General features: G+C 67.2%; 14 protein-coding genes. 10 read left to right on the top strand and 4 right to left on the bottom strand.

Features of this window, described 5'->3' with window-relative positions; translation table 11 throughout:
• Positions 1-5: 5 nt before the first annotated feature.
• Positions 6-509, top strand: coding sequence for a gluconokinase (locus BLS50_RS05425; RefSeq protein ID WP_074801289.1), 504 nt, complete (start codon positions 6-8; stop codon positions 507-509).
• A 72-nt stretch (positions 510-581) separates the two neighbouring features.
• Here the strand turns inward: BLS50_RS05425 and BLS50_RS05420 are convergent, their stop codons facing one another.
• Positions 582-1,229 carry a TetR/AcrR family transcriptional regulator gene (locus BLS50_RS05420; protein ID WP_074801286.1) on the bottom strand — a complete coding sequence of 216 codons (648 nt, stop codon included), beginning with the start codon at positions 1,227-1,229 and terminating at the stop codon, positions 582-584.
• A gap of 284 nt (positions 1,230-1,513) precedes the next feature.
• Between BLS50_RS05420 and BLS50_RS05415 the strand changes: the two genes are divergently transcribed.
• Positions 1,514-2,935, top strand: coding sequence for an NAD(P)/FAD-dependent oxidoreductase (locus tag BLS50_RS05415; protein ID WP_074801283.1), 1,422 nt, complete (start codon positions 1,514-1,516; stop codon positions 2,933-2,935).
• Between the two features lie 77 nt (positions 2,936-3,012).
• Here the strand turns inward: BLS50_RS05415 and purB are convergent, their stop codons facing one another.
• Positions 3,013-4,401 carry an adenylosuccinate lyase gene (gene purB, locus BLS50_RS05410; RefSeq protein ID WP_023477700.1) on the bottom strand — a complete coding sequence of 463 codons (1,389 nt, stop codon included), beginning with the start codon at positions 4,399-4,401 and terminating at the stop codon, positions 3,013-3,015.
• A gap of 266 nt (positions 4,402-4,667) precedes the next feature.
• Between purB and BLS50_RS05405 the strand changes: the two genes are divergently transcribed.
• From BLS50_RS05405 to BLS50_RS05380, 6 genes are all read left to right on the top strand, one after another.
• On the top strand, positions 4,668-5,633 hold the full coding sequence (locus BLS50_RS05405) for a LysR substrate-binding domain-containing protein (RefSeq protein WP_074801280.1): 966 nt from the start codon (positions 4,668-4,670) through the stop codon (positions 5,631-5,633).
• Between the two features lie 286 nt (positions 5,634-5,919).
• Positions 5,920-7,206 (top strand): Glu/Leu/Phe/Val family dehydrogenase, encoded by a 1,287-nt coding sequence (locus tag BLS50_RS05400; protein WP_011544584.1) that lies wholly within the window; start codon positions 5,920-5,922, stop codon positions 7,204-7,206.
• A gap of 275 nt (positions 7,207-7,481) precedes the next feature.
• On the top strand, positions 7,482-8,375 hold the full coding sequence (locus BLS50_RS05395) for a glutamate/aspartate ABC transporter substrate-binding protein (protein WP_012327897.1): 894 nt from the start codon (positions 7,482-7,484) through the stop codon (positions 8,373-8,375).
• 84 nt (positions 8,376-8,459) lie between these two features.
• Positions 8,460-9,200 (top strand): amino acid ABC transporter permease, encoded by a 741-nt coding sequence (locus tag BLS50_RS05390; protein ID WP_006476908.1) that lies wholly within the window; start codon positions 8,460-8,462, stop codon positions 9,198-9,200.
• The gene (gene gltK / locus BLS50_RS05385; RefSeq protein ID WP_011544586.1) at positions 9,200-9,877 is read left to right on the top strand and encodes a glutamate/aspartate ABC transporter permease GltK; all 678 of its coding nucleotides are present in this window, start codon (positions 9,200-9,202) and stop codon (positions 9,875-9,877) included. Before BLS50_RS05390 ends, gltK begins: the two co-directional genes overlap by 1 nt.
• Positions 9,874-10,599, top strand: a complete 726-nt coding sequence (locus BLS50_RS05380) for an amino acid ABC transporter ATP-binding protein (protein ID WP_011544587.1) — start codon at positions 9,874-9,876, stop codon at positions 10,597-10,599. Before gltK ends, BLS50_RS05380 begins: the two co-directional genes overlap by 4 nt.
• Positions 10,600-10,678: 79 nt before the next feature.
• On the opposite strand, the gene BLS50_RS05375 is transcribed toward BLS50_RS05380, so the two are convergent.
• Together BLS50_RS05375 and BLS50_RS05370 are read right to left on the bottom strand one after the other, a co-directional pair.
• Complete coding sequence (locus tag BLS50_RS05375) at positions 10,679-15,970, bottom strand: autotransporter outer membrane beta-barrel domain-containing protein (protein WP_074801277.1); 5,292 nt, start codon at positions 15,968-15,970, stop codon at positions 10,679-10,681.
• A gap of 586 nt (positions 15,971-16,556) precedes the next feature.
• The gene (locus BLS50_RS05370; protein ID WP_006476906.1) at positions 16,557-17,471 is read right to left on the bottom strand and encodes a class II glutamine amidotransferase; all 915 of its coding nucleotides are present in this window, start codon (positions 17,469-17,471) and stop codon (positions 16,557-16,559) included.
• A 205-nt stretch (positions 17,472-17,676) separates the two neighbouring features.
• Here BLS50_RS05370 and pyrC point away from each other — a divergent pair, with 205 nt between their 5' ends.
• Together pyrC and BLS50_RS05360 are read left to right on the top strand one after the other, a co-directional pair.
• The gene (gene pyrC, locus BLS50_RS05365; RefSeq protein WP_012327899.1) at positions 17,677-18,741 is read left to right on the top strand and encodes a dihydroorotase; all 1,065 of its coding nucleotides are present in this window, start codon (positions 17,677-17,679) and stop codon (positions 18,739-18,741) included.
• Positions 18,738-19,628: a DUF3025 domain-containing protein gene (locus BLS50_RS05360; RefSeq protein ID WP_074801275.1), complete on the top strand. Its 891-nt coding sequence runs from the start codon at positions 18,738-18,740 to the stop codon at positions 19,626-19,628. Before pyrC ends, BLS50_RS05360 begins: the two co-directional genes overlap by 4 nt.
• Positions 19,629-19,630 lie beyond the last annotated feature (2 nt).

The raw sequence follows: 19,630 nt of genomic DNA, 5'->3' as shown, positions 1-19,630 counted from the left end.
AGTCAATGATTCTGATCGCAATGGGCGTGTCGGGCGCGGGCAAGTCGCTGATCGGCGAAATGCTGGCGGAACGCCTGTCGTGCAGCTATACCGATGGCGACGCGTTTCACAGCGCGGCGAACAAGGAAAAGATGCACCACGGCATTCCGCTGACCGATGAAGACCGCTGGCCGTGGCTGCGCACGATTCGCGCGGCCATCGAGGAAAAGCAGCGCGCCGGCGAAACCGCCGTGTTCACGTGCTCGTCGCTGAAGCGGTCGTACCGCGACGTGCTGCGCGGCACCGACACCGACGTGCGGTTCGTGTATCTGAAGGGTTCGTTCGAGGTGTTGCAGGAGCGTCTGAAAAGCCGCACCGGCCATTTCTTCGATCCGTCGCTGCTGAAGAGCCAGCTGGACACGCTCGAGGAGCCGGGCCCGGACGAGGCGGTCGAGGTCAGCATCGAGCTGACGCCCGAGCAGATCGTCGATCAGGTCATGCTGAAGATCGGCCTCGCGCAGCAGCACTGAGCGCGGTTCGCGGTCATCGTCATGAAAAAGGCGCCTTCGGGCGCCTTTTTCGTTGGCGGCGCGGCCGCACGGTCAGGCCGTGCGTGCGCGTTGCGCGATGCCGTCGAGCAGCACGTCGAGCATCGTGTCGTGCACGACGGCCGGATCGAGCTGCGCGTAGAGCGGAGCGGCCGACTTGACGAGCGGATGCGCGGCGTCGGACAGCGCGTGCATTTCCGCGAGCTCGACGTCGTTCGCGGCGCGCGTGAGGCCGCCCGCTTCGGCGGCGGCGAGCCCGATCACGCTCGCGTACCAGCCGACGCATACCGACGGCAGCGCCGCGCGCGGGATGCCGGCGTCGGTCAGCGCACGATGCACGGCCTCGATGTGCGCGAGATCGGCCGGGCCGGTGCTCATGTGCCGCTGCAGCAGCGCGAATGCGGCGGGGTAGCGCAGCGCGAGCGTGCGGTACTGGCGCGCGAGGTCGCGCAGCCGTTCGCGCCACGGCAGTGAAGGCTCGACCGGCACGAGCGAGCGCGACAGCGCATTCGCGATCGCGCGGCTCAGGCCTTCCTTCGACTTGAAGTGATACAGCACGCTCATCGGGTCGCAGCCGACCGATTGCGCGAGCTTGCGCACGCTGAACGCGGCTTCGCCGACGTCTTCGAGCAGCGCGAGCGCGGCCGCGACGATCGCGTCCTTGTCGAGGCCGCGCGGCCCTTGGGCGGGTTTGTCTTTCATCGAGGCAGGCTGGCAGGCCGGTACCGTACCGGCTGTAAACTTGACGAAAGCTTATTCTACACTGTAGAATTATTTCTGCGGTGTAGAAATTGGGTGTCCCGGCACCTTTCAAGACGTGCTTTCGCACAGTCCGGGATCCAGGCGGCACGAGCGTGCCCGCCGTCAACACGGGCCATCGCGCCCCTTTTCTCGTTGACTCCCATGTGGAACCGGCTGCCCCACCCGCGAAGCCTCGAAGCAACGAGGCTCTTCGACAGGCGGCCCAAGACCATGCAAGTGCAATCATGACTTCCAACAACACCCCGCTGATCCGGGGCGAAGCGCGTTTCGAGCAAACGCAACTGAACATCGAAAAAGACAACTGGAACTGGTGCGATCCGGCTCGCTACGACGGCGAGCATCCGGCCAACTGGTACGAGGCGTCGCTGTCGCGCCATGAAAACAGCGCGCCGCTCGCGCACGACGCCGTCTGCGACGTGCTCGTGATCGGCGCGGGCTTGCTCGGCGCATCGGCCGCGCTGCATCTCGCGGAAGCGGGCGTCGACACGATCCTCGTCGACAAGCATCACGTTGGCTCGGCCGCGTCGGGCCGCAACGGCGGGCAACTGACGCCCGGCCTCGCGCGCTGGGAAGCGGCCGACATGATCGAGAACCTGTCGCACGACGATGCGAAGCGGCTGTGGCGCTTCGCGTCGGCCGAGTCGATGGACCTGATCGACGAGATCGGCGCGCGTTACGCGCTCGATCTCGACCGCAAGCGCGGCCACGTCACGGCGGCGGTCCACCCCGGCCACATGAGCGCGCTGCTCGACGGCGCGGATGCGCGCCGCCATCTCGGCGACGCGGGCGTGACCCTCGTCGGCCGCCATCAGCTGCACGACGAATACGTGCGCTCGGGGCTGTATCACGGCGCGGCGATCGACGCGATCGGCGGCCAGATTCACCCGCTCGCGCTGGTGCGTGGCCTCGTGCACGGCTTCCGGCTGAACGGCGGCGTGCTGTTCGAAGGCACCGAGGTGCTCGAGCTCGACGAGACGCCCGCCGGCGTCGTCGCGACGACGCCGGGCGGCACCATCACCGCGCGCAAGGGGGTGGTGCTCGCGCTGCACAACACGACGTTCCGGCTGCTCGACGACGGCGCGGCGACCACGGTGCCGTTCTTCACGTACGTGAGCGTGACGGCGCCGCTCGACGTCGACGTCGCGACGCTGCTGCCGGCCGGCATGCCGGTGTACGACACGCAGTTCCAGATCGACTACTACCGGCCGGTGCGCGGCAACCGCCTGCTGTTCGGCGGGCAGGGCACCGGCAGCTGCTGGGCGCAGCCCGACGTCAACGCGTATCTGCTGACGCGACTGAACACGGTGTTTCCGCAGCACGACGGCCGCTTCGCGCTCGACTACTGCTGGAGTGGCGTGAGCGACTTCACGCTGAACGGCGCGACCGACAGCCGCAAGACCGACGGCCGCGTGCCGATGTACATGGTGCAAGGCTGGAGCGGGCACGGCGTCGCGCAGACGGTGCGGATCGGCAAGGCGATCTGCGACGATTTCGTCGGCCGCAACGACGATTTCTCGATGCTCACGGGCATCGACCATCGCGCGATTCCGCTCGGCCGGCAGTTGTCGCCGATCGCGATTCCGGCCGCGAAGGCAGCGATGAGCGTGATGAGCGCGCTGAACCCGGGGCGGATGATCTCGTTCTGATCGGCCGCGGCAGGCAACAAAAAGCCCGATGCGAATTGCTTCGCATCGGGCTTTTTTTGTCGGGGCGACGGCGGCGCTTACGCGATCCGCTTCGCGAGTTCGACGGCCTTGCCGATGTACGACGCCGGCGTCATCGCGAGCAGGCGGTCCTTCGCATCCTGCGGGATCGCCAGCGTGCCGACGAATTCCTGCAGCGCTTCGCGTGTGATGCCCTTGCCGCGCGTCAGTTCCTTCAGCTGCTCGTACGGGTTCTCGATGCCGTAGCGGCGCATCACCGTCTGCACCGGCTCGGCCAGCACTTCCCAGCAGTTGTCGAGATCTTCGTTCAGGCGCTGCGGGTTCACTTCGAGCTTGTCGAGGCCGCGGATCAGCGAGTCGTACGCGAGCAGCGAGTAGCCGAGCGCGACGCCCATGTTGCGCAGCACCGTCGAGTCGGTCAGGTCGCGCTGCCAGCGCGACACCGGCAGCTTGTCGGCGAGGTGGCGCAGCGTCGCGTTCGCGAGGCCGAGGTTGCCTTCCGAGTTCTCGAAGTCGATCGGGTTGACCTTGTGCGGCATCGTCGACGAGCCGATTTCGCCGGCCTTCGTCTTCTGCTTGAAGTAGCCGACCGAGATGTAGCCCCACACGTCGCGGTCGAGGTCGAGCAGGATCGTGTTCGCGCGCGCCACGGCGTCGAACAGTTCGGCCATGTAGTCGTGCGGCTCGATCTGGATCGTGTACGGGTTGAACGTGAGCTTCAGGCGGTTCTCGATCACGTCGCGCGAGAACGCTTCCCAGTCGAATTCCGGATACGCCGAGAGATGCGCGTTGAAGTTGCCGACCGCGCCGTTCATCTTGCCGAGGATCTCGACCTTCTCGATGCGCGTGATCGCGCGGGCGAGGCGTGCGGCGACGTTCGCGAGTTCCTTGCCGAGCGTCGTCGGGCTGGCCGGCTGGCCGTGCGTGCGCGACAGCATCGGCTGCTCGGCGTGCGCGTGCGCGAGCGCGACGAGGCGCTGGTAGACCGTGCGCAGTGCCGGCAGGATCACGTGTTCGCGCGCGCCGGCGAGCATCATGCCGTGCGACGTGTTGTTGATGTCCTCGGACGTGCACGCGAAGTGGATGAATTCGCTCGCCTTCTCGAGTTCGGCCTGGCCCTTCACCGATTCCTTCAGCCAGTATTCGACGGCCTTCACGTCGTGGTTCGTCACGCGCTCGATTTCCTTGATGCGTGCGGCGTCGTGCGCGGTGAAGCGCTCGGCGAGCTGCAGCAGGAACTGCTCGGAGGCTTCCGAGAAGCGCGGGACTTCCGCGAAGCCGGCGCGCGACAGCGCGATCAGCCAGTGCACCTCCACGGTGACGCGGTGGCGCATGAAGGCGGCTTCGGAGAGCCAGTCGCGCAGCGCTTCGGTCTTGCTGGCGTAGCGGCCGTCGATGGGCGAGAGCGCGGTGAGGGCGAAAAGCGTATCGGGACGAGTGTCGGACATGATCGGGCAGGGCCTTTTGGGGCCGGGGCGAACGAGGGGAGGAGAATCCGGCATTTTACCATCGGCGCGCGTCGATTCCGGCCGAACCGGTCCGGCTGCGACTGCCGCGGGCGCGCGCGGTCCGGGCGGCACCGGGGCGGCGCGCGAATGGCGTGCCGGCGGGTGCCCGCGCCGGCTTGCCGGGCCGCGTTCGACGCCGCCGGCCGGGGCCGCCCGCCGGTAGAATGCAGGCTTCTTCCCGACCGCCGCCCGCCGCGCCCGCCTGCATGGAACTGAAATGGCTCGAAGACTTCGTCTCGCTCGCGGAGACGCGCAGCTTTAGCCGGTCCGCCGAGCTGCGGCACGTATCGCAGCCGGCGTTTTCGCGGCGCATCCAGGCGCTCGAGGCGTGGCTCGCGACCGAGCTGATCGATCGTTCGGTCTATCCGACGCGGCTCACGCAGGCCGGGCAGATCTTCTACGAGCAGGCGCTGACGATGCTGTCGCAGGCGCACGAGGCGCGCACGCTGCTGCGCGGCCACGTCGGCGCGCCGGTGCCGACGATCGAATTCGCGGTGCCGCACACGCTGTCGCTCACGTATTTTCCGCGCTGGCTCGAGCGGATCGAGGCGAAGATGGGCCAGGTTCACACGCGGCTGCGCGCGCTGAACGTGCACGACGCGGTGCTGTCGCTGGTCGAGGGCGGCTGCGACCTCGTGATGGGCTATCACCACCCGAGCCACCCGGTCGCGCTCGACCCGGCCCGCTACGACATGCTGATCCTCGGCAGCGAGCCGATCAGCCCGTTCTCGGCGCCCGGCCGTGCGGGCCGGCCGCGCCATACGCTGCCGGGCGCGGCCGACGCGCGCGTGCCGTACCTGTCGTATACGCCGAACGCGTATCTCGGCCGGATGACCGAAGTCATCATCGCGAACGCGCCGACGCGGCTGTTTCTCGATCGCGTGTACGAAACCGACATGGCCGAAGGGCTGAAGGCGATGGCGCTCGCGGGCCACGGCGTCGCGTTCCTGCCGCACAGCGCGGTCGAGGACGCGGTCGCGGGCGGCCGGCTGATCCGGCTCGACCGGTCGGCGCGCGGCGGTGCGCATCCGTTCACGCTGACGATGGAGATCCGGCTGTACTGCGACAAGCTCGCGCTGCAGGGCGACGATCCGCGGCAGAAGCTCGTGCGGGCGCTGTGGGACGTCGTGCGCGACGAACTGCGCGACACGACCGGCGACGCCGCCGCTTGATCGCCGGATAACCGACGGTTAACCGCCGACGGTCAATCCGGCCGGCTGACGGCGCCCCCTGCAGCGCCTGCCGAACGGCTGTCCCGCGGCCGGCCCGCGCCTGTCCAATCCTGTTTTTCGCGAACGCGATGCACGGCCGATCGCGGGCGTTCTTGCGCAAATCGACCGCGGATTTGCGAAAAATCGCGATCATGCAAGAAACGCATAATCGAATAAACAAACGGCATTGGATAAAAAAAACGGCTTTTTCGACAATGTGCGCAATCCGTTGAACGTTGGAGTGTCCATGTCTTCGCAACAGCAGTCCATCCCGTCCTACCTGCACGCCGACGATCTCGGCCCGTGGGGCAACTACCTTCAGCAGGTCGATCGCGTCGCGCCGTACCTCGGTTCGCTGTCGCGCTGGCTCGAAACGCTGAAGCGTCCGAAGCGCATCCTGATCGTCGACTGCCCGATCGAGCTCGACAACGGCACCGTCGCGCACTTCGAAGGCTATCGCGTGCAGCACAACGTGTCGCGCGGTCCGGGCAAGGGCGGCGTGCGCTACCACCAGGACGTGACGCTGTCGGAAGTGATGGCGCTGTCGGCATGGATGTCGGTGAAGAACGCGGCCGTGAACGTGCCGTACGGCGGTGCGAAGGGCGGTATCCGCGTCGACCCGCGCAAGCTGTCGCGTGGTGAGCTCGAGCGCGTGACGCGCCGCTACACCAGCGAAATCGGCATCATCATCGGGCCGAACACCGACATTCCGGCGCCGGACGTCAACACCAACGAACAGGTGATGGCGTGGATGATGGACACGTACTCGATGAACCAGGGCCAGACGTCGACCGGCGTCGTGACCGGCAAGCCGATCGCGCTCGGCGGTTCGCTCGGCCGCAAGGAAGCAACGGGCCGCGGCGTGTTCGTCGTCGGCTCCGAAGCGGCGAAGAAGAAGGGCCTGGAAATCGAAGGCGCACGCATCGCGGTGCAAGGTTTCGGCAACGTCGGCGGCATCGCGGCGAAGCTGTTCCAGGAAGCGGGCGCGAAGGTGATCGCGGTGCAGGATCACACGGGCACGATCTACCAGCCGGCCGGCCTCGATTCGAACAAGCTGCTCGACCACGTCGCCCGCACCGGCGGCGTCGCGGGCTTCGAAGGCGCGGAACCGATGCCGAACGACGAGTTCTGGACGGTCGAGACCGACATCCTGATCCCGGCGGCGCTGGAAAACCAGATCACCGAGAAGAACGCGGCGAAGATCCGCACGAAGATCGTCGTCGAAGGCGCGAACGGCCCGACGACGACGGCGGCTGACGACATTCTGAGCGCGAACGGCGTGCTCGTGATCCCCGACGTGATCGCGAACGCGGGCGGCGTGACCGTGTCGTACTTCGAGTGGGTGCAGGATTTCTCGAGCTTCTTCTGGACGGAAGACGAGATCAACCATCGTCTCGAGCGCGTGATGCGCGAAGCGTTCGCCGGCGTGTGGGCGGTCGCGGAAGAGCACAAGGTGACGGTGCGTACGGCGGCGTTCATCGTCGCGTGCAAGCGCATCCTGATGGCGCGCGAAATGCGCGGCCTCTACCCCTGATCGGACGTCCCCGACCGGGCGCCCCTGACCGGGCGTCCCTGACCGGGCGTCCCCGATCGACGACCATGATCGATTCATGACGCAATCGACCCGATTGTGGATATGAACCCGCGCGGGCGGTGCCGAATCCGGCACCGCCCGCGCGTGCATCTGGAGCGCCCGGAGCCGGGAGGAAGGCTTCGCACAGGGCGATTCGTAGTGCGGTAAACAACCAGTACTTTCAAAAATATTACTTTGATACACTGGCGCGGGTTTTAGCCAAGGAGATGACCAAAATGAAATACCACAAGGCAGTCCTGATGGCCGCGGCGCTGTGCGCGTTCGCAAGCGGCGCGTACGCTCAGGAGACTGGCACGCTGAAGAAGATCAAGGACACGGGCGTGATCGCGCTGGGCCACCGCGAATCGTCGATTCCGTTCTCCTACTACGACCAGAACCAGCAGGTGGTCGGCTATTCGCGCGAGTTCCAGCTGAAGATCGTGGACGCGGTGAAGAAGAAGCTGAACCTGCCGAACCTGCAGGTGAAGAACATCCCCGTCACGTCGCAGAACCGCATTCCGCTGGTGCAGAACGGCACGGTCGACATCGAGTGCGGCTCGACCACCAACAACCTCGAGCGTCAGCAGCAAGCCGCGTTCTCCGACACGATCTTCGTGATCGGCACGCGCCTGATGACGAAGAAGGATTCGGGCGTCAAGGATTTTGCCGACCTGAAGGGCAAGACGGTCGTGACGACCGCCGGCACGACGTCGGAGCGCCTGCTGCGCAAGATGAACAACGACAAGCAGCTCGGCATGAACATCATCAGCGCGAAGGATCACGGCGATTCGTTCAACACGCTGGAATCGGGCCGCGCGGTCGCGTTCATGATGGACGACGCGCTGCTCGCGGGCGAGCGCGCGAAGGCGAAGCAGCCGGGCGACTGGGTGATCGTCGGCACGCCGCAATCGGAAGAGGCTTACGGCTGCATGATGCGCAAGGGCGACGCCGACTTCAAGAAGGTCGTCGACGACGCGATCTCGCAAGTCGAGAAGTCGGGCGAGGCCGCGAAGATCTACGCGAAGTGGTTCGAGAACCCGATTCCGCCGAAGGGGCTGAACCTGAACTTCCCGCTGTCCGATTCGATGAAGAAGCTGTACGCGAACCCGAACGACAAGGCGCTCGACTGACCACACGGCCGTTGATGCAGAAATGACGCTAATGAGACGGAAGAGGCGCTGCTTCTTCCGTTTCTTTTTGCTGGAGTCTTGCCCATGTCTTACCACTGGAACTGGGGCATCTTTCTGAGCCCCGTGTCGACCGGCGAGCCGACGACTTATTTCGGATGGCTGATGTCCGGCTTCTGGGTGACGATCGAAGTGTCGCTCGTCGCCTGGGTCATCGCGCTGATCGTCGGGTCGCTGTTCGGCGTGCTGCGCACCGTGCCGAACAAGTGGCTCGCCGCGATCGGCACCGTGTACGTGTCGATCTTCCGGAACATCCCGCTGATCGTGCAGTTCTTCGTCTGGTATCTCGTGATACCCGAGTTGCTGCCCGCGTCGATCGGCACCTGGATCAAGCAGTTGCCGCCCGGCACGCAGTTCTTTACCGCGTCGATCGTCTGTCTCGGCCTGTTCACGGGCGCGCGCGTGTGCGAACAGGTGCGCTCGGGGATCAACGCGCTGCCGAAGGGCCAGCGCGCGGCCGGCCTCGCGATGGGCTTCACGCAATGGCAGACGTATCGCTACGTGCTGCTGCCCGTCGCGTACCGGATCATCGTGCCGCCGCTCACGTCGGAATTCCTGAACATCTTCAAGAACTCCGCCGTCGCGTCGACGATCGGCCTGCTCGACCTGTCCGCGCAGGCGCGCCAGCTCGTCGACTACACCGCGCAGACCTACGAGTCGTTCATCGCGGTCACGCTCGCCTACGTGCTGATCAACCTCGTCGTGATGGCATTCATGCGCTGGATCGAAGGCCGCACGCGGCTGCCCGGCTATATCGGAGGCAAGTGATGCATCAGTTCGACTGGAGTAGTATTCCCGGCGCGCTGCCGACGCTGTGGTCGGGGGCGGTCGTCACGTTCAAGATCACGCTGATCGCGATCGTGATCGGGATCGTCTGGGGCACGCTGCTCGCGCTGCTGCGGCTGTCCGGCGTGAAGCCGCTCGCATGGTTCGCGAAAGCGTACGTGACGGTGTTCCGCTCGATCCCGCTCGTGATGGTGCTGCTGTGGTTCTTCCTGATCGTGCCGCAGTTGCTGCAGGGCGTGCTCGGGCTGTCGCCGACGATCGACATCCGCCTCGCGTCGGCCATGGTCGCGTTCTCGTTGTTCGAAGCCGCGTATTATTCCGAGATCATCCGCGCCGGCATCCAGGCGGTGCCGCGCGGGCAGGTGAACGCCGCGTTCGCGCTCGGCATGAACTACGCGCAGGCGATGCGCCTCGTGATCCTGCCGCAGGCGTTCCGCGCGATGGTGCCGCTGCTGCTCACGCAGGCGATCGTCCTGTTCCAGGATACGTCGCTCGTGTACGTGATCAGTCTCGCGGACTTCTTCCGCACGGCCGCCAACGTCGGCGATCGCGACGGCACGACCGTCGAGATGGTCCTGTTCGCCGGCGCATGCTATTTCGTGATTTGCTCGTTGGCGTCTGCTCTCGTCAAGGGTCTCCAGAAAAAGGTCACAAGATGATTTCCATCAAGAACGTTTCGAAGTGGTACGGCCAGTTTCAGGTCCTCACCGAATGCACGACCGAGGTCAAGAAAGGCGAAGTGGTCGTCGTGTGCGGCCCGTCGGGCTCCGGCAAGTCGACGCTGATCAAGACCGTGAACGGCCTGGAGCCGTTCCAGCAGGGCGAGATCCTCGTGAACGGCCAGTCGGTCGGCGACAAGAAGACGAACCTGTCGAAGCTGCGCTCGAAGGTCGGGATGGTGTTCCAGCATTTCGAGCTGTTCCCGCACCTGTCGATCACCGAAAACCTGACGCTCGCGCAGGTCAAGGTGCTCGGCCGCGGCAAGGACGAGGCGAACGAGAAGGGCATGAAGCTGCTCGATCGCGTCGGCCTGAAGGCGCATGCGCATAAGTTCCCTGGCCAGCTGTCGGGCGGTCAGCAGCAGCGGGTCGCGATCGCGCGCGCGTTGTCGATGGACCCGATCGCGATGCTGTTCGACGAGCCGACGTCCGCGCTCGATCCCGAGATGATCAACGAAGTGCTCGACGTGATGGTCGAACTCGCGCAGGAAGGGATGACGATGATGGTCGTCACGCACGAGATGGGCTTCGCGAAGAAGGTCGCGCATCGCGTGATCTTCATGGACAAGGGTGCGATCGTCGAGGACGACCGCAAGGACGATTTCTTCTCGAATCCGAAATCGGACCGCGCGAAGGACTTCCTCGCGAAGATCTTGCACTGAGCGTTCGCGCGTTTTCGCGCGCACCCATGCGAAAACCGCCCGGCATGCCGCCGGGCGGTTTTTTTTCGTCCGCCGGGCGTTACCAGCTGTACCGGTAGCCGACCTGCCCGACGATCCCGCGCCGGTAATCGCCGCCGATGTTGCGCGCGATCTTCGCATTCGCGTACAGCTCGCCCGACTTGCCGAAGCCGGCGGTCACGCCGACGCCGAGCTCGTACCAGGTGCGCCCGAGATGCGTCGCGAACGGCGTGCCGCCGACCACGGTCTGCCCCGGCGACAGAAAGTCGTGCAGCACGTCGGCCGTGAAGTACGGCGTCGCGGCGCCGCCGCCCGCGTCCGACTGGAGGTTCGGCCGGAAGATGCGCACGCCGACGCGGCCGCGCAGCGCATTCGTCGTCGTGCTCGACACGGCCGACACGTTGTCGTTGAACCCGTTCAGCTTCAGGTACTGATACATCAGCTGCGCTTGCGGCTCGACCGCGACCGGCAACGTGCCGATCGCGAACGGCTTGCCGACTTCCTGCGACAGCGCGACGCCGAAGCCGTTCTGCGACGCCTCGTTGCCGTAGCTGTCGCGATAGCGGTTGCCGTAGTGCGTGACCTGCCCGACGCTGTCGAAGTAGGTGCCGTCGGGCAGATAGCGCGTCCAGTAGCCACCGACGCTTTGCGCGTGCATCTCGACCGAGCCGGTCGACGTCGACAGGTCGGGCGAGCCTGCGCGCGCCATGTCGCTGAAGCTCGCGTTCGACACGCCGATGCTGGCCGTCACGCCCGCGTGCGTGCTGCCGGCGCCGTCCGGCGCCTGGTCGAGGGTCCAGTCCTTGCCGAACTGCGCGAAGAACGTGCGTTCGTCGGCCGAGAAACGGCCCGCATTCGCATCGAGGCTCTGGCCGCCGATGCGCCCCCACACGCCATCGCGATTGCCGGGCTGCTGTTTCTCGACGTTGTAGATGTCGCCGACGCGCTCGTGCAGCCTGCCGAGCGTCGAGAAGCCGTAGTCGGCGTTCAGCAGCGGCGTCATCGCGTAACCGGACACGCCCGGACGATACGCGAGCGTGCCGCCGTTGCCGTTTGCGTTGCCATTCCCGTTGTTGCCGCCGTCGCCGCCGCCGGACGGGTGGATCGGGTCGCCGGGGTCGGTCTGGTCGAGTTGCGAGCGCAGGTACCAGCCGTTCGCATCGCCTTGCCCGCCGCGATAGAGCCGGTATTCGTACGCGCCGGCCTGTACCGGGCCGGCGAGATGGAATGCCGACGCGGCGGTCGTGCCGCCGTTGGCCGTGACGACCACGGGAATCCCGTCGCCGGTCGTCTGCGCGCCGGTGCCGGCCGTGTTGGCGATCTTCAGGCCGGTCGTGCCGCTCGCCGTGCCGCCGTTCACGATCAGCCGGTCGGTCGGTGACGTATCGGCGCCGAGATACGTGTTCAGCGCGAGCGTGCCGCCGTTGCCGACGTAGCCGCCGGTCGTCAGCGTCTTGTAGCTGCCGGTCAGCGTCGGCGAGCCGGTCGGCGCGGCGAATGCGACGAGGCCCGCGTTGTTCAGGCTGCTCAGGACCGAACTGCCCGTCATGCGCCACGTGCTCGTGCCGTCGACGCTCAGCGCGACCGGGTCGATCTTCCCGGTCAGCGTCGTGCCGTTCGCGAGGAACACGTTGCCGGTGCTCGACGCGTCCGACACGATGTCGCCCGCGAGGTTGACCGCCGATGCGCTGAACGTCACGTTGCTGCCGTTCGCGAGGTTCAGCAGCGTGCCGTTGCCGGCCGTCACGACCGTGCCGTTGCGTACCGCGATGTCGGCCGTGCCGCCGCGCGCGGCGAACGCCGGCCCGGTGGATGACGTCACGCTGCCGCCGTCGACGAGCACCGAGCTGGTCGCGCCGTTCGCGAGCGTGTCCGACGTCAGCACGCCGGCCGTCGCGCCCGTGAGCGCCGTGCCGGTCAACGCGAGCACGCCGCCGCTGTTCGCGGTGGCGCCGTTGCCGGCCACGCTGGCGAGCGACGAACCCGTATCGGCGATGCGGCCGCCGTTTTGCGCGACGATGCCATCGGCCGCGGCACCCGATGCGGAAATCTTCGCGCCCGACAGCAGGGCTGTCGCGCCGCCGTCCATGACGATCGCATGCGCGTTCGCGCCGGTCGTCGCGACGGTCGTTCCGTTGGCCGTGAGCGTGGAATCGGCACCCGACACGGACAGGCCGAGCGCGTCGGCCCCCGCCGTGCGGACGACCGTGGCCGCAGCGGTCGCGATACGCGCACCCGCGCCGGTCGACACGAGGCCGGCGGCGCCGTTGCCGGTCGTGGCAACCTGCGTGCCGGACAGTGCGATCGTTGCATTCGCACCGAGGTTGCGGATGCCGCTGCCCGAGCCGCCGACCGCGATCGACGTCGGCCCGGCCGTGATGCCACCGCCCGTCACGGTCGAGTCGATCAGCACGCCGTCGGCGCTGCCGTTCGCGACGACGGTGCCCGCGCCCGACAGCGCGACCGATGCGCCGGCCCCCGTGAGACGCACGCCCGCGATACCGTCGTCGGCTTCGATCGAACCCGTATTGGCGAGCGTGGCCGACGCACCCTGCACGAGCGCGCCGGTGCCGTTGGAGACGCGGATCGTCGACGCGTTGTTCACCGTGCCGAGCGTGCCGGCCACGACGCCCGTCGAGCCGGGGCCGGTCAGCAACACCGTGCTGCGGTTCTCGAGCGTGCCGAGGTTCTGCGCGATGAAGCCGGTCACGCCGGCGGTCGACGACGTGACGGCGGCGTGATTGGTCAGCGTCGTCGCGACCGGTGCGCCGGCAGCCGCGCCGGCGAGGTCGTGCGCCTGGCCGTCGACGATGCCCGCCGTTGCGCCGGCCGCGTTCAGGTTGATCGTCGTGCCCGGGTCGATCGTGCCTGTCGCGCCGCCTTCGACCGCGATCGCGATGCCGTTCGCGCCTTTGACGTCGTAGATCGCGTTGCCGGTCGACAGCGTGGTGCCGACGTCGGTCGCGAGCACGCCGCGCGAGCGCTGGCCGTTGACGTCGGTGATCAGTGCGCCGGCCGCCGACGCGCCCGTGTAGGCCGCGCCGCCCGCGACGCGGAACAGCGTCGAATCGTCGGTGTCGACACTCAGGTGCTGCGCGGCGACGTTGATTTTCGAGCCTGCGCCGTATGCATAGAAGCCGATCTGGTGCGTGCCGGACATGAAGGCCGGCACGGCGTTCGCGCCGACGTCGATCGTCGCGCCGGAACGCGCGTGTACGCCGATCGCGCCGGTGCCCGTCAGGTTCAGCGCACCGTCGAGCGTGGCCTTCGCGAGCGGCCCTTCGGCCCAGACGCCGTAGTTGCGCGTGCCCGACGCGGGATCGAGCCCGCCGGCCACGTCGATCGTGCCGGTCGACGTCGCGGCCGTCGCGTTCGTGCCGGTGCCGACGACCATGATGCCGATGCCGTTCACGCCGTTCAGCGTGATCGTGCCCGTGTTGGTCACGGTCGCGGCGGTGTCGGCCGCGAGCATGCCGACGTTGGCGAGCGGCGTGCCCGGCGCGGCGCCGTTGACGACGATCGCGCCCGCGTTGGTCAGCGTGCCGGAAGTCGACCCGATGCTCGCCAGCGCGGCGCCGTTCTGCGTCTGCGTGCCGATCACGATCGTGCCGAGGTTGCTGGCGGTGCCGGACGCGCCGAGCAGGATGCCGTACCCGTGCGCGGACAGCGCGACGTCGTTCGCGGCTTCGGGGGAGCTGGGGTCGTACTGCGCGGCGCGGCCGAGATAGATCGTGCCGCCGGCTTCGTTCGTGAAGCTGCCGCCGGCGACGAGGCCGCCGATCACCTGGCTGTCGAGCGTCGTCGCGTTGACACCGACGTTGATCGTGCCGGCGTTCGACGCGCGCGCGCCGTCCGTCGCGGCTACCGCGTAGTTCTGCAGGTCGGGGCGCGTGCTGTTGAAGGTCCAGGCGCCGACGTTCATCACGCCGTTGTTGACGAAGGTCGTGCCCGCGCCGTTCGCATAGATGCCGCTGCCCTCGGTGTACGCGTTGAGACTGAAGTTGTAGGGCAACGCGGCGCCGCCCGTATTGAAGTTGTCGCCGGCTGCGTAGCCCGACGAGATTACGCCGTTATTCACGCCGCTCGCGCCGGTCAGCAGGCGCACGAGCGTGAAGTCGCCCGACAGCCGCCCGTCGTTGACGAAGTGCGCGCCGTTTTCCGCGAAGACCGCCGAGCTCGAGTCGATCGTGTTGGTGCCGCGGAAGTCGATCTGGCCGTCCTTGCCGATATGCAGCGTTGCGTTTGCGCCAGTGCCGTGCATGACCGTCAGGTAGTCCATTTGCAGCGTGTTCTTGTCGCCTGGCGACACGTTGTTCGCATACTCGAACGATTGCGTGGAGAACGTGACGGCCTGGCTGAACGCGTGGTCGTAGGCGGCCTGCGAGCCGAGCGCGCCGCTCTGAACCGAGCGCACGAGAAAGGTGTTGTACGCGGCGAGCGACGCGGCGTCGGTGACCGTCCACGTGCTGCCGTCGAAGGCCGTGAAGGTGCCGGTATACGCCGGCACGTCGAGCAGCACGTGGCTGACGGGGCCGCCGCTCGCGAGATAGTCGCCGGTGCCGAGCCAGATCTGGTTGCGCGAGTTCCAGTTGATGACGCTTTGCGCCGTGCCCGTGCCGTCCGCGACGAACAGGTCGGTCTGCTTCGGGGCCATCGTGATCGCGTTGCCGGCCGCCGTCGGCGCGCCCGCCGGATCGCCGATCGACACGTCGAGCGTGCCGCCGGAGCGCTCGACGGTGCCGATCCGCGTGTTCACGTACTGGTTGCCGTTCACGTCGTGATAGACCGGCACGTTGGTCGAGCCGGCGCTAGATGCGGCGAACGCGCCCGAATCGTAGGTCGCGACCGACGCATGGCTGCCAGTGATCGAGTCGGGCGTGCTGACGCTTTGCGTCTTGCCGCCGATCGACAGCAGCGGCTGGTTGGGGTTGCCCGATACCCCGGAGGCGCTGCCGAGCGGCGTCAACGTGTAGCCCATGTCGCCGGTCGCGCCCGTCCAGGCGCCGGTCAGGCCGACCCGGTCGCCGCCCGACACGGTCGTGGCGCCGACGAGATCGTTGTTGACGGTCGGGCTGAAACTGCCGAGCGCGCAGGTGGCGCCGTTCGCGACGGCCGTGCCGTTGCCGCAGGTCGATGCGTGCACGGTGCCGGCCGACAGTGCCGCCAGTGCGGCGCCGAGCGCCGCGACGCGAAGCGGCGACGGGCGCGTTGCGTGATGCGTTGCCTTGCGGGCGGTGCGCTGACTTGGCCCCGATGCAGCGCCCGAGCGCTTGCCGCGCGCCCGGGTCGTTTCCGCGACCGCGACCCAGCAGCCGGCGGCCTCGCTCCATATCGATCGAAATGAGTGATTCACGACATACCCCTCTTTCTTCTTTTTGACGTGGCATTCGCCGTCATTCGGCGAATTCGCATTCCGCGGTGGGGAAATGATCCGAAGGGGCGTGCGGCGGCTATGGCAGCGTGTCGCGCCAATCGTGTTTCGTTACACCGAGGATGGGCGGAGTCTACTGATTCAGATGGCCGTCGATTATCGAGAAACTGGAAACTGTAATGATGCGAACCGTAATGCGTGGTATTTTTGATTTGTGTGGTTAATCGAACCGAAGGCTATGGCGGGGGCGGGCTGGGAAGGGTTTTGCGGAGATCTGGAACGGCTGCCGGAGTAGGTGGGATAGCGAACGGTTCCGCCAGATGCGGTGCGTTAAAATCCGGATCAGGGGTTCTTGTTTTAATTGATGGTTATCTTTCTGATTCCATCTTTTATTTTCTTTCGCTTGTAAATTAATAAAATCAAGCGGATGTCGGGTGATGTCAATCGATTGCGCCGGGTGGCGGTTAAAACGAAACCGTATTGACCGGAGCGAGGCGATTTGCGCCGATGACGCATGAAGTGCGCGCAGCAGTTCGGAAAGCGGGCGCAGCCGGTGCCGCGCCGGGCTTCAGAAATCGATCGCGTCGTCGGCATCGCCGTCGGCCGCGGTGGCGAGCGCTTCGCGAACCACCGCGCGCGGCGCGGATGCCGACGCATCGAGCGACGGATTGCGCAGCTTCTCGAGCACACGCTCGGGCACCGGAATCTGCATCCGCGCGGCGACGTCGCCGCACTGGAACATGATCAGTTCGCCCGGCTCGAACGCGGTCCAGACTTCGTTGTCGGTGAGCGGCTGCGTTGCGATCACCGCGACGCGATCCTCGGGGGTCGTGTATTTCGCGAAGTCGATCGACAGGTCTTCGTCGACGAGATGCGCGGTCGAGAACGGCCAGCGCCGCACGAGGTAGTGCAGCCGCGTCGAGCAGTGCGCGAAGAGCGCCTGGCCATTCGACATCAGGAAGTTGAACACGCCGTGATCGGTAATGCCGCGCGTCAGTTCGCCGACCCGCTCGAACAGCTCGGGCAGCGGCGGCTGCGCGCCGGGAAAGGCCTCGCGCAGCCCCTGCATCAGCACGCAGAACGCCTGTTCGCTGTCGGTCGTGCCGACCGGGTGGTAGACGCTGCCGTCCATGTCCGGCGCGTAGTCCTGCAGGTCGCCGTTATGCGCGAAGATCCAGTGCCGGCCCCACAGCTCGCGCATGAACGGATGGCTGTTCTCGAGCAGGATGTGCCCTTGCGTCGCCTTGCGGATGTGGGCGATCGTGTTCTTGGACTTGATCGGGTAGCGCTTCACCATTTCGGCGATCGGCGACGTGGCCGATGCCTGGTGATCGATGAAGAGGCGGCAGGCCTTGTCTTCGAAGAACGCGATGCCCCAGCCGTCGGCATGGTGATCGGTGAGCCCGCCCCGGGCCGCGAAACCTGTGAAGGAGAATGTGACGTCCGTCGGCGCGGCGCAGTTCATTCCAAGGAGTTGGCACATTTTACGTGGGGCGGCAGGCTGAAGCGGGGGGTAACGAACCGGGCGAACCCCGGTACAATGCGGCTTCTAGCATATCACCGAGCCCTGAGCGGTAAAAAGCGGATTCCGCTGGCCAAAGGCCCCGTGTTGCGGTTTGCCGTCAGTCGGCCCGCGCACGCGCGTTCCGGCCCCGCCGATGGCAAGCCCGTTCCTCACGACGCCTCCTATGACTGCCTCGAACGCTTCTTCCCCGGCGACGCTTTCGCTCGCCCGTCCCGACGACTGGCACCTGCACCTGCGCGACGGCGACATGCTCGCCGCCGTGCTGCCGCACACCGCCCGCCAGTTCGGCCGCGCCATCGTCATGCCGAACCTGAAGCCGCCGGTCACGACCACCGCGCAGGCGCAGGCCTATCGCGAGCGCATCCTCGCCGCGCTGCCGGCCGGGATGACGTTCGAGCCGCTGATGACGCTGTACCTGACCGACAACACGCCGCCCGACGAAATCCGCCGCGCGCGCGAAAGCGGCTTCGTGCACGGCGTGAAGCTGTATCCGGCAGGCGCGACGACGAATTCCGACCACGGCGTCACCGATCTCGCGAAATGCGCGAAGACGCTCGAGGCGATGCAGGACACCGGCATGCCGCTGCTCGTGCACGGCGAGGTGACCGATGCGTCGATCGACCTGTTCGACCGCGAGAAGGTGTTCATCGACCGCGTGATGACGCCGCTGCGCCGCGATTTCCCGGGCCTGAAGGTCGTGTTCGAGCACATCACGACGAAGGACGCGGCCGACTACGTGCGCGATGCCGACGCGGCGCCCGGCCTGCTCGGCGCGACGATCACCGCGCATCACCTGCTGTACAACCGCAACGCGCTGTTCGTCGGCGGGATTCGCCCGCATTACTACTGCCTGCCGGTGCTCAAGCGCGAGACGCATCGCGTGGCGCTGGTCGAGGCCGCGACGTCGGGCAACCCGCGCTTCTTCCTCGGCACCGACAGCGCGCCGCATGCGCGCGACGCGAAGGAAACCGCGTGCGGCTGCGCGGGCTGCTACACGGCGCTGCACGCGCTCGAACTGTACGCGGAAGCGTTCGACACGGCCGGCGCGCTCGACAAGCTGGAAGGGTTCGCGAGCTTCTTCGGCGCCGATTTCTACGGGCTGCCGCGCAGCGCCGAGACGGTCACGCTGCGCCGCGAGCCGTGGGAACTGCCGCGCGAGATCTTCGCGGGCGATACGCCGGTCGTGCCGCTGCGCGGCGGCGAGACGATCGGCTGGAAGCTGGCGTGACCGGCACGCCGCCGCGCGAACCCGGCCTTGCGGCCGGTCGCGCGGCGGCGGATTTCGCGCGGATCGACTGGTCCGCGCCGTGGCTCGCGCCTTACGCGGAGCCGGGCCGCGCGTGGCAGGCGGCCGCCCGCGCGGGCGAGGCCGCGCTGCTCGATGCGTTGAACGGCGCGTTGGGCGGCGTGTCACGAGGCGGCGATCGCATCACCGGCCGCGGCAGGCCGCTGCGCTTCGTGCCGCAGGCCGAGCTGCCGCCCGGCGTCGCGTACGAGACCCATATCGCGGACACCGGCCACGTGCCGACCCGCCACCATCTTCACGACTTCTTCAATGCGCTCGTCTGGTTCGCGTACCCGCGCATCAAGGCCGCGCTGAACGCGCGCCAGGCCGCTGCGATCGACGCGGCGGGCGGCGTCGGCCCCGTGCGCGGGACGTTGCGCGACGCGCTCACGTTGTTCGACGAGAACGCCGCGCTGTTCGTCACCGCCGACCGCGCGCTCGCCGACGCGCTGCGCGGCTTCGACTGGCGGCGGCTGCTGGTGACCGCGCGCGATGCGTGGGGCACGCGTTGCGAAGCGCGACTCGTCGGCCATGCGCTGCTCGAACAGCTCGTCGCACCCTACAAGTCCTGCACCGCGCACGCATGGATCGTCGAAGTGAGCGCCGACTATTTTTCATGGCCCGACGCGGAACGGAGCGCGCATGTCGACGCCCGAATCGCTGCTGAACTCGCGACGCGCGCGCTGACGAGCCGCGATTTCGCGCCGCTGCCGGTGCTCGGCGTGCCGGGCTGGTGCGCGGCGAACGTCGACGCCGCGTTCTACGACGATCCGGCCGTGTTTCGCCGCGGCGGCCGCTCGCGCGCTGCCGACGGCGGCGCGCAGTGCTAGAA

Origin of the sequence: Burkholderia orbicola (genome assembly GCF_900100915.1) — a bacterium.
GTDB lineage: Bacteria > Pseudomonadota > Gammaproteobacteria > Burkholderiales > Burkholderiaceae > Burkholderia > Burkholderia orbicola.
The sequence above is the reverse complement of the archived record's forward strand: the minus strand, read 5'-3'. Positions and strand labels throughout refer to the sequence as shown.

Bases quoted from the DNA above. Each gene is read 5' to 3' on its own strand.
- BLS50_RS05370 (WP_006476906.1), bottom strand. From the start codon at position 17,471: ATGTGCCAACTCCTTGGAATGAACTGCGCCGCGCCGACGGACGTCACA.
- BLS50_RS05415 (WP_074801283.1), top strand. From the start codon at position 1,514: ATGACTTCCAACAACACCCCGCTGATCCGGGGCGAAGCGCGTTTCGAG.
- pyrC (WP_012327899.1), top strand. From the start codon at position 17,677: ATGACTGCCTCGAACGCTTCTTCCCCGGCGACGCTTTCGCTCGCCCGT.
- purB (WP_023477700.1), bottom strand. From the start codon at position 4,401: ATGTCCGACACTCGTCCCGATACGCTTTTCGCCCTCACCGCGCTCTCG.
- BLS50_RS05380 (WP_011544587.1), top strand. From the start codon at position 9,874: ATGATTTCCATCAAGAACGTTTCGAAGTGGTACGGCCAGTTTCAGGTC.
- BLS50_RS05420 (WP_074801286.1), bottom strand. From the start codon at position 1,229: ATGAAAGACAAACCCGCCCAAGGGCCGCGCGGCCTCGACAAGGACGCG.
- gltK (WP_011544586.1), top strand. From the start codon at position 9,200: ATGCATCAGTTCGACTGGAGTAGTATTCCCGGCGCGCTGCCGACGCTG.
- BLS50_RS05405 (WP_074801280.1), top strand. From the start codon at position 4,668: ATGGAACTGAAATGGCTCGAAGACTTCGTCTCGCTCGCGGAGACGCGC.
- BLS50_RS05425 (WP_074801289.1), top strand. From the start codon at position 6: ATGATTCTGATCGCAATGGGCGTGTCGGGCGCGGGCAAGTCGCTGATC.
- BLS50_RS05400 (WP_011544584.1), top strand. From the start codon at position 5,920: ATGTCTTCGCAACAGCAGTCCATCCCGTCCTACCTGCACGCCGACGAT.
- BLS50_RS05395 (WP_012327897.1), top strand. From the start codon at position 7,482: ATGAAATACCACAAGGCAGTCCTGATGGCCGCGGCGCTGTGCGCGTTC.
- BLS50_RS05390 (WP_006476908.1), top strand. From the start codon at position 8,460: ATGTCTTACCACTGGAACTGGGGCATCTTTCTGAGCCCCGTGTCGACC.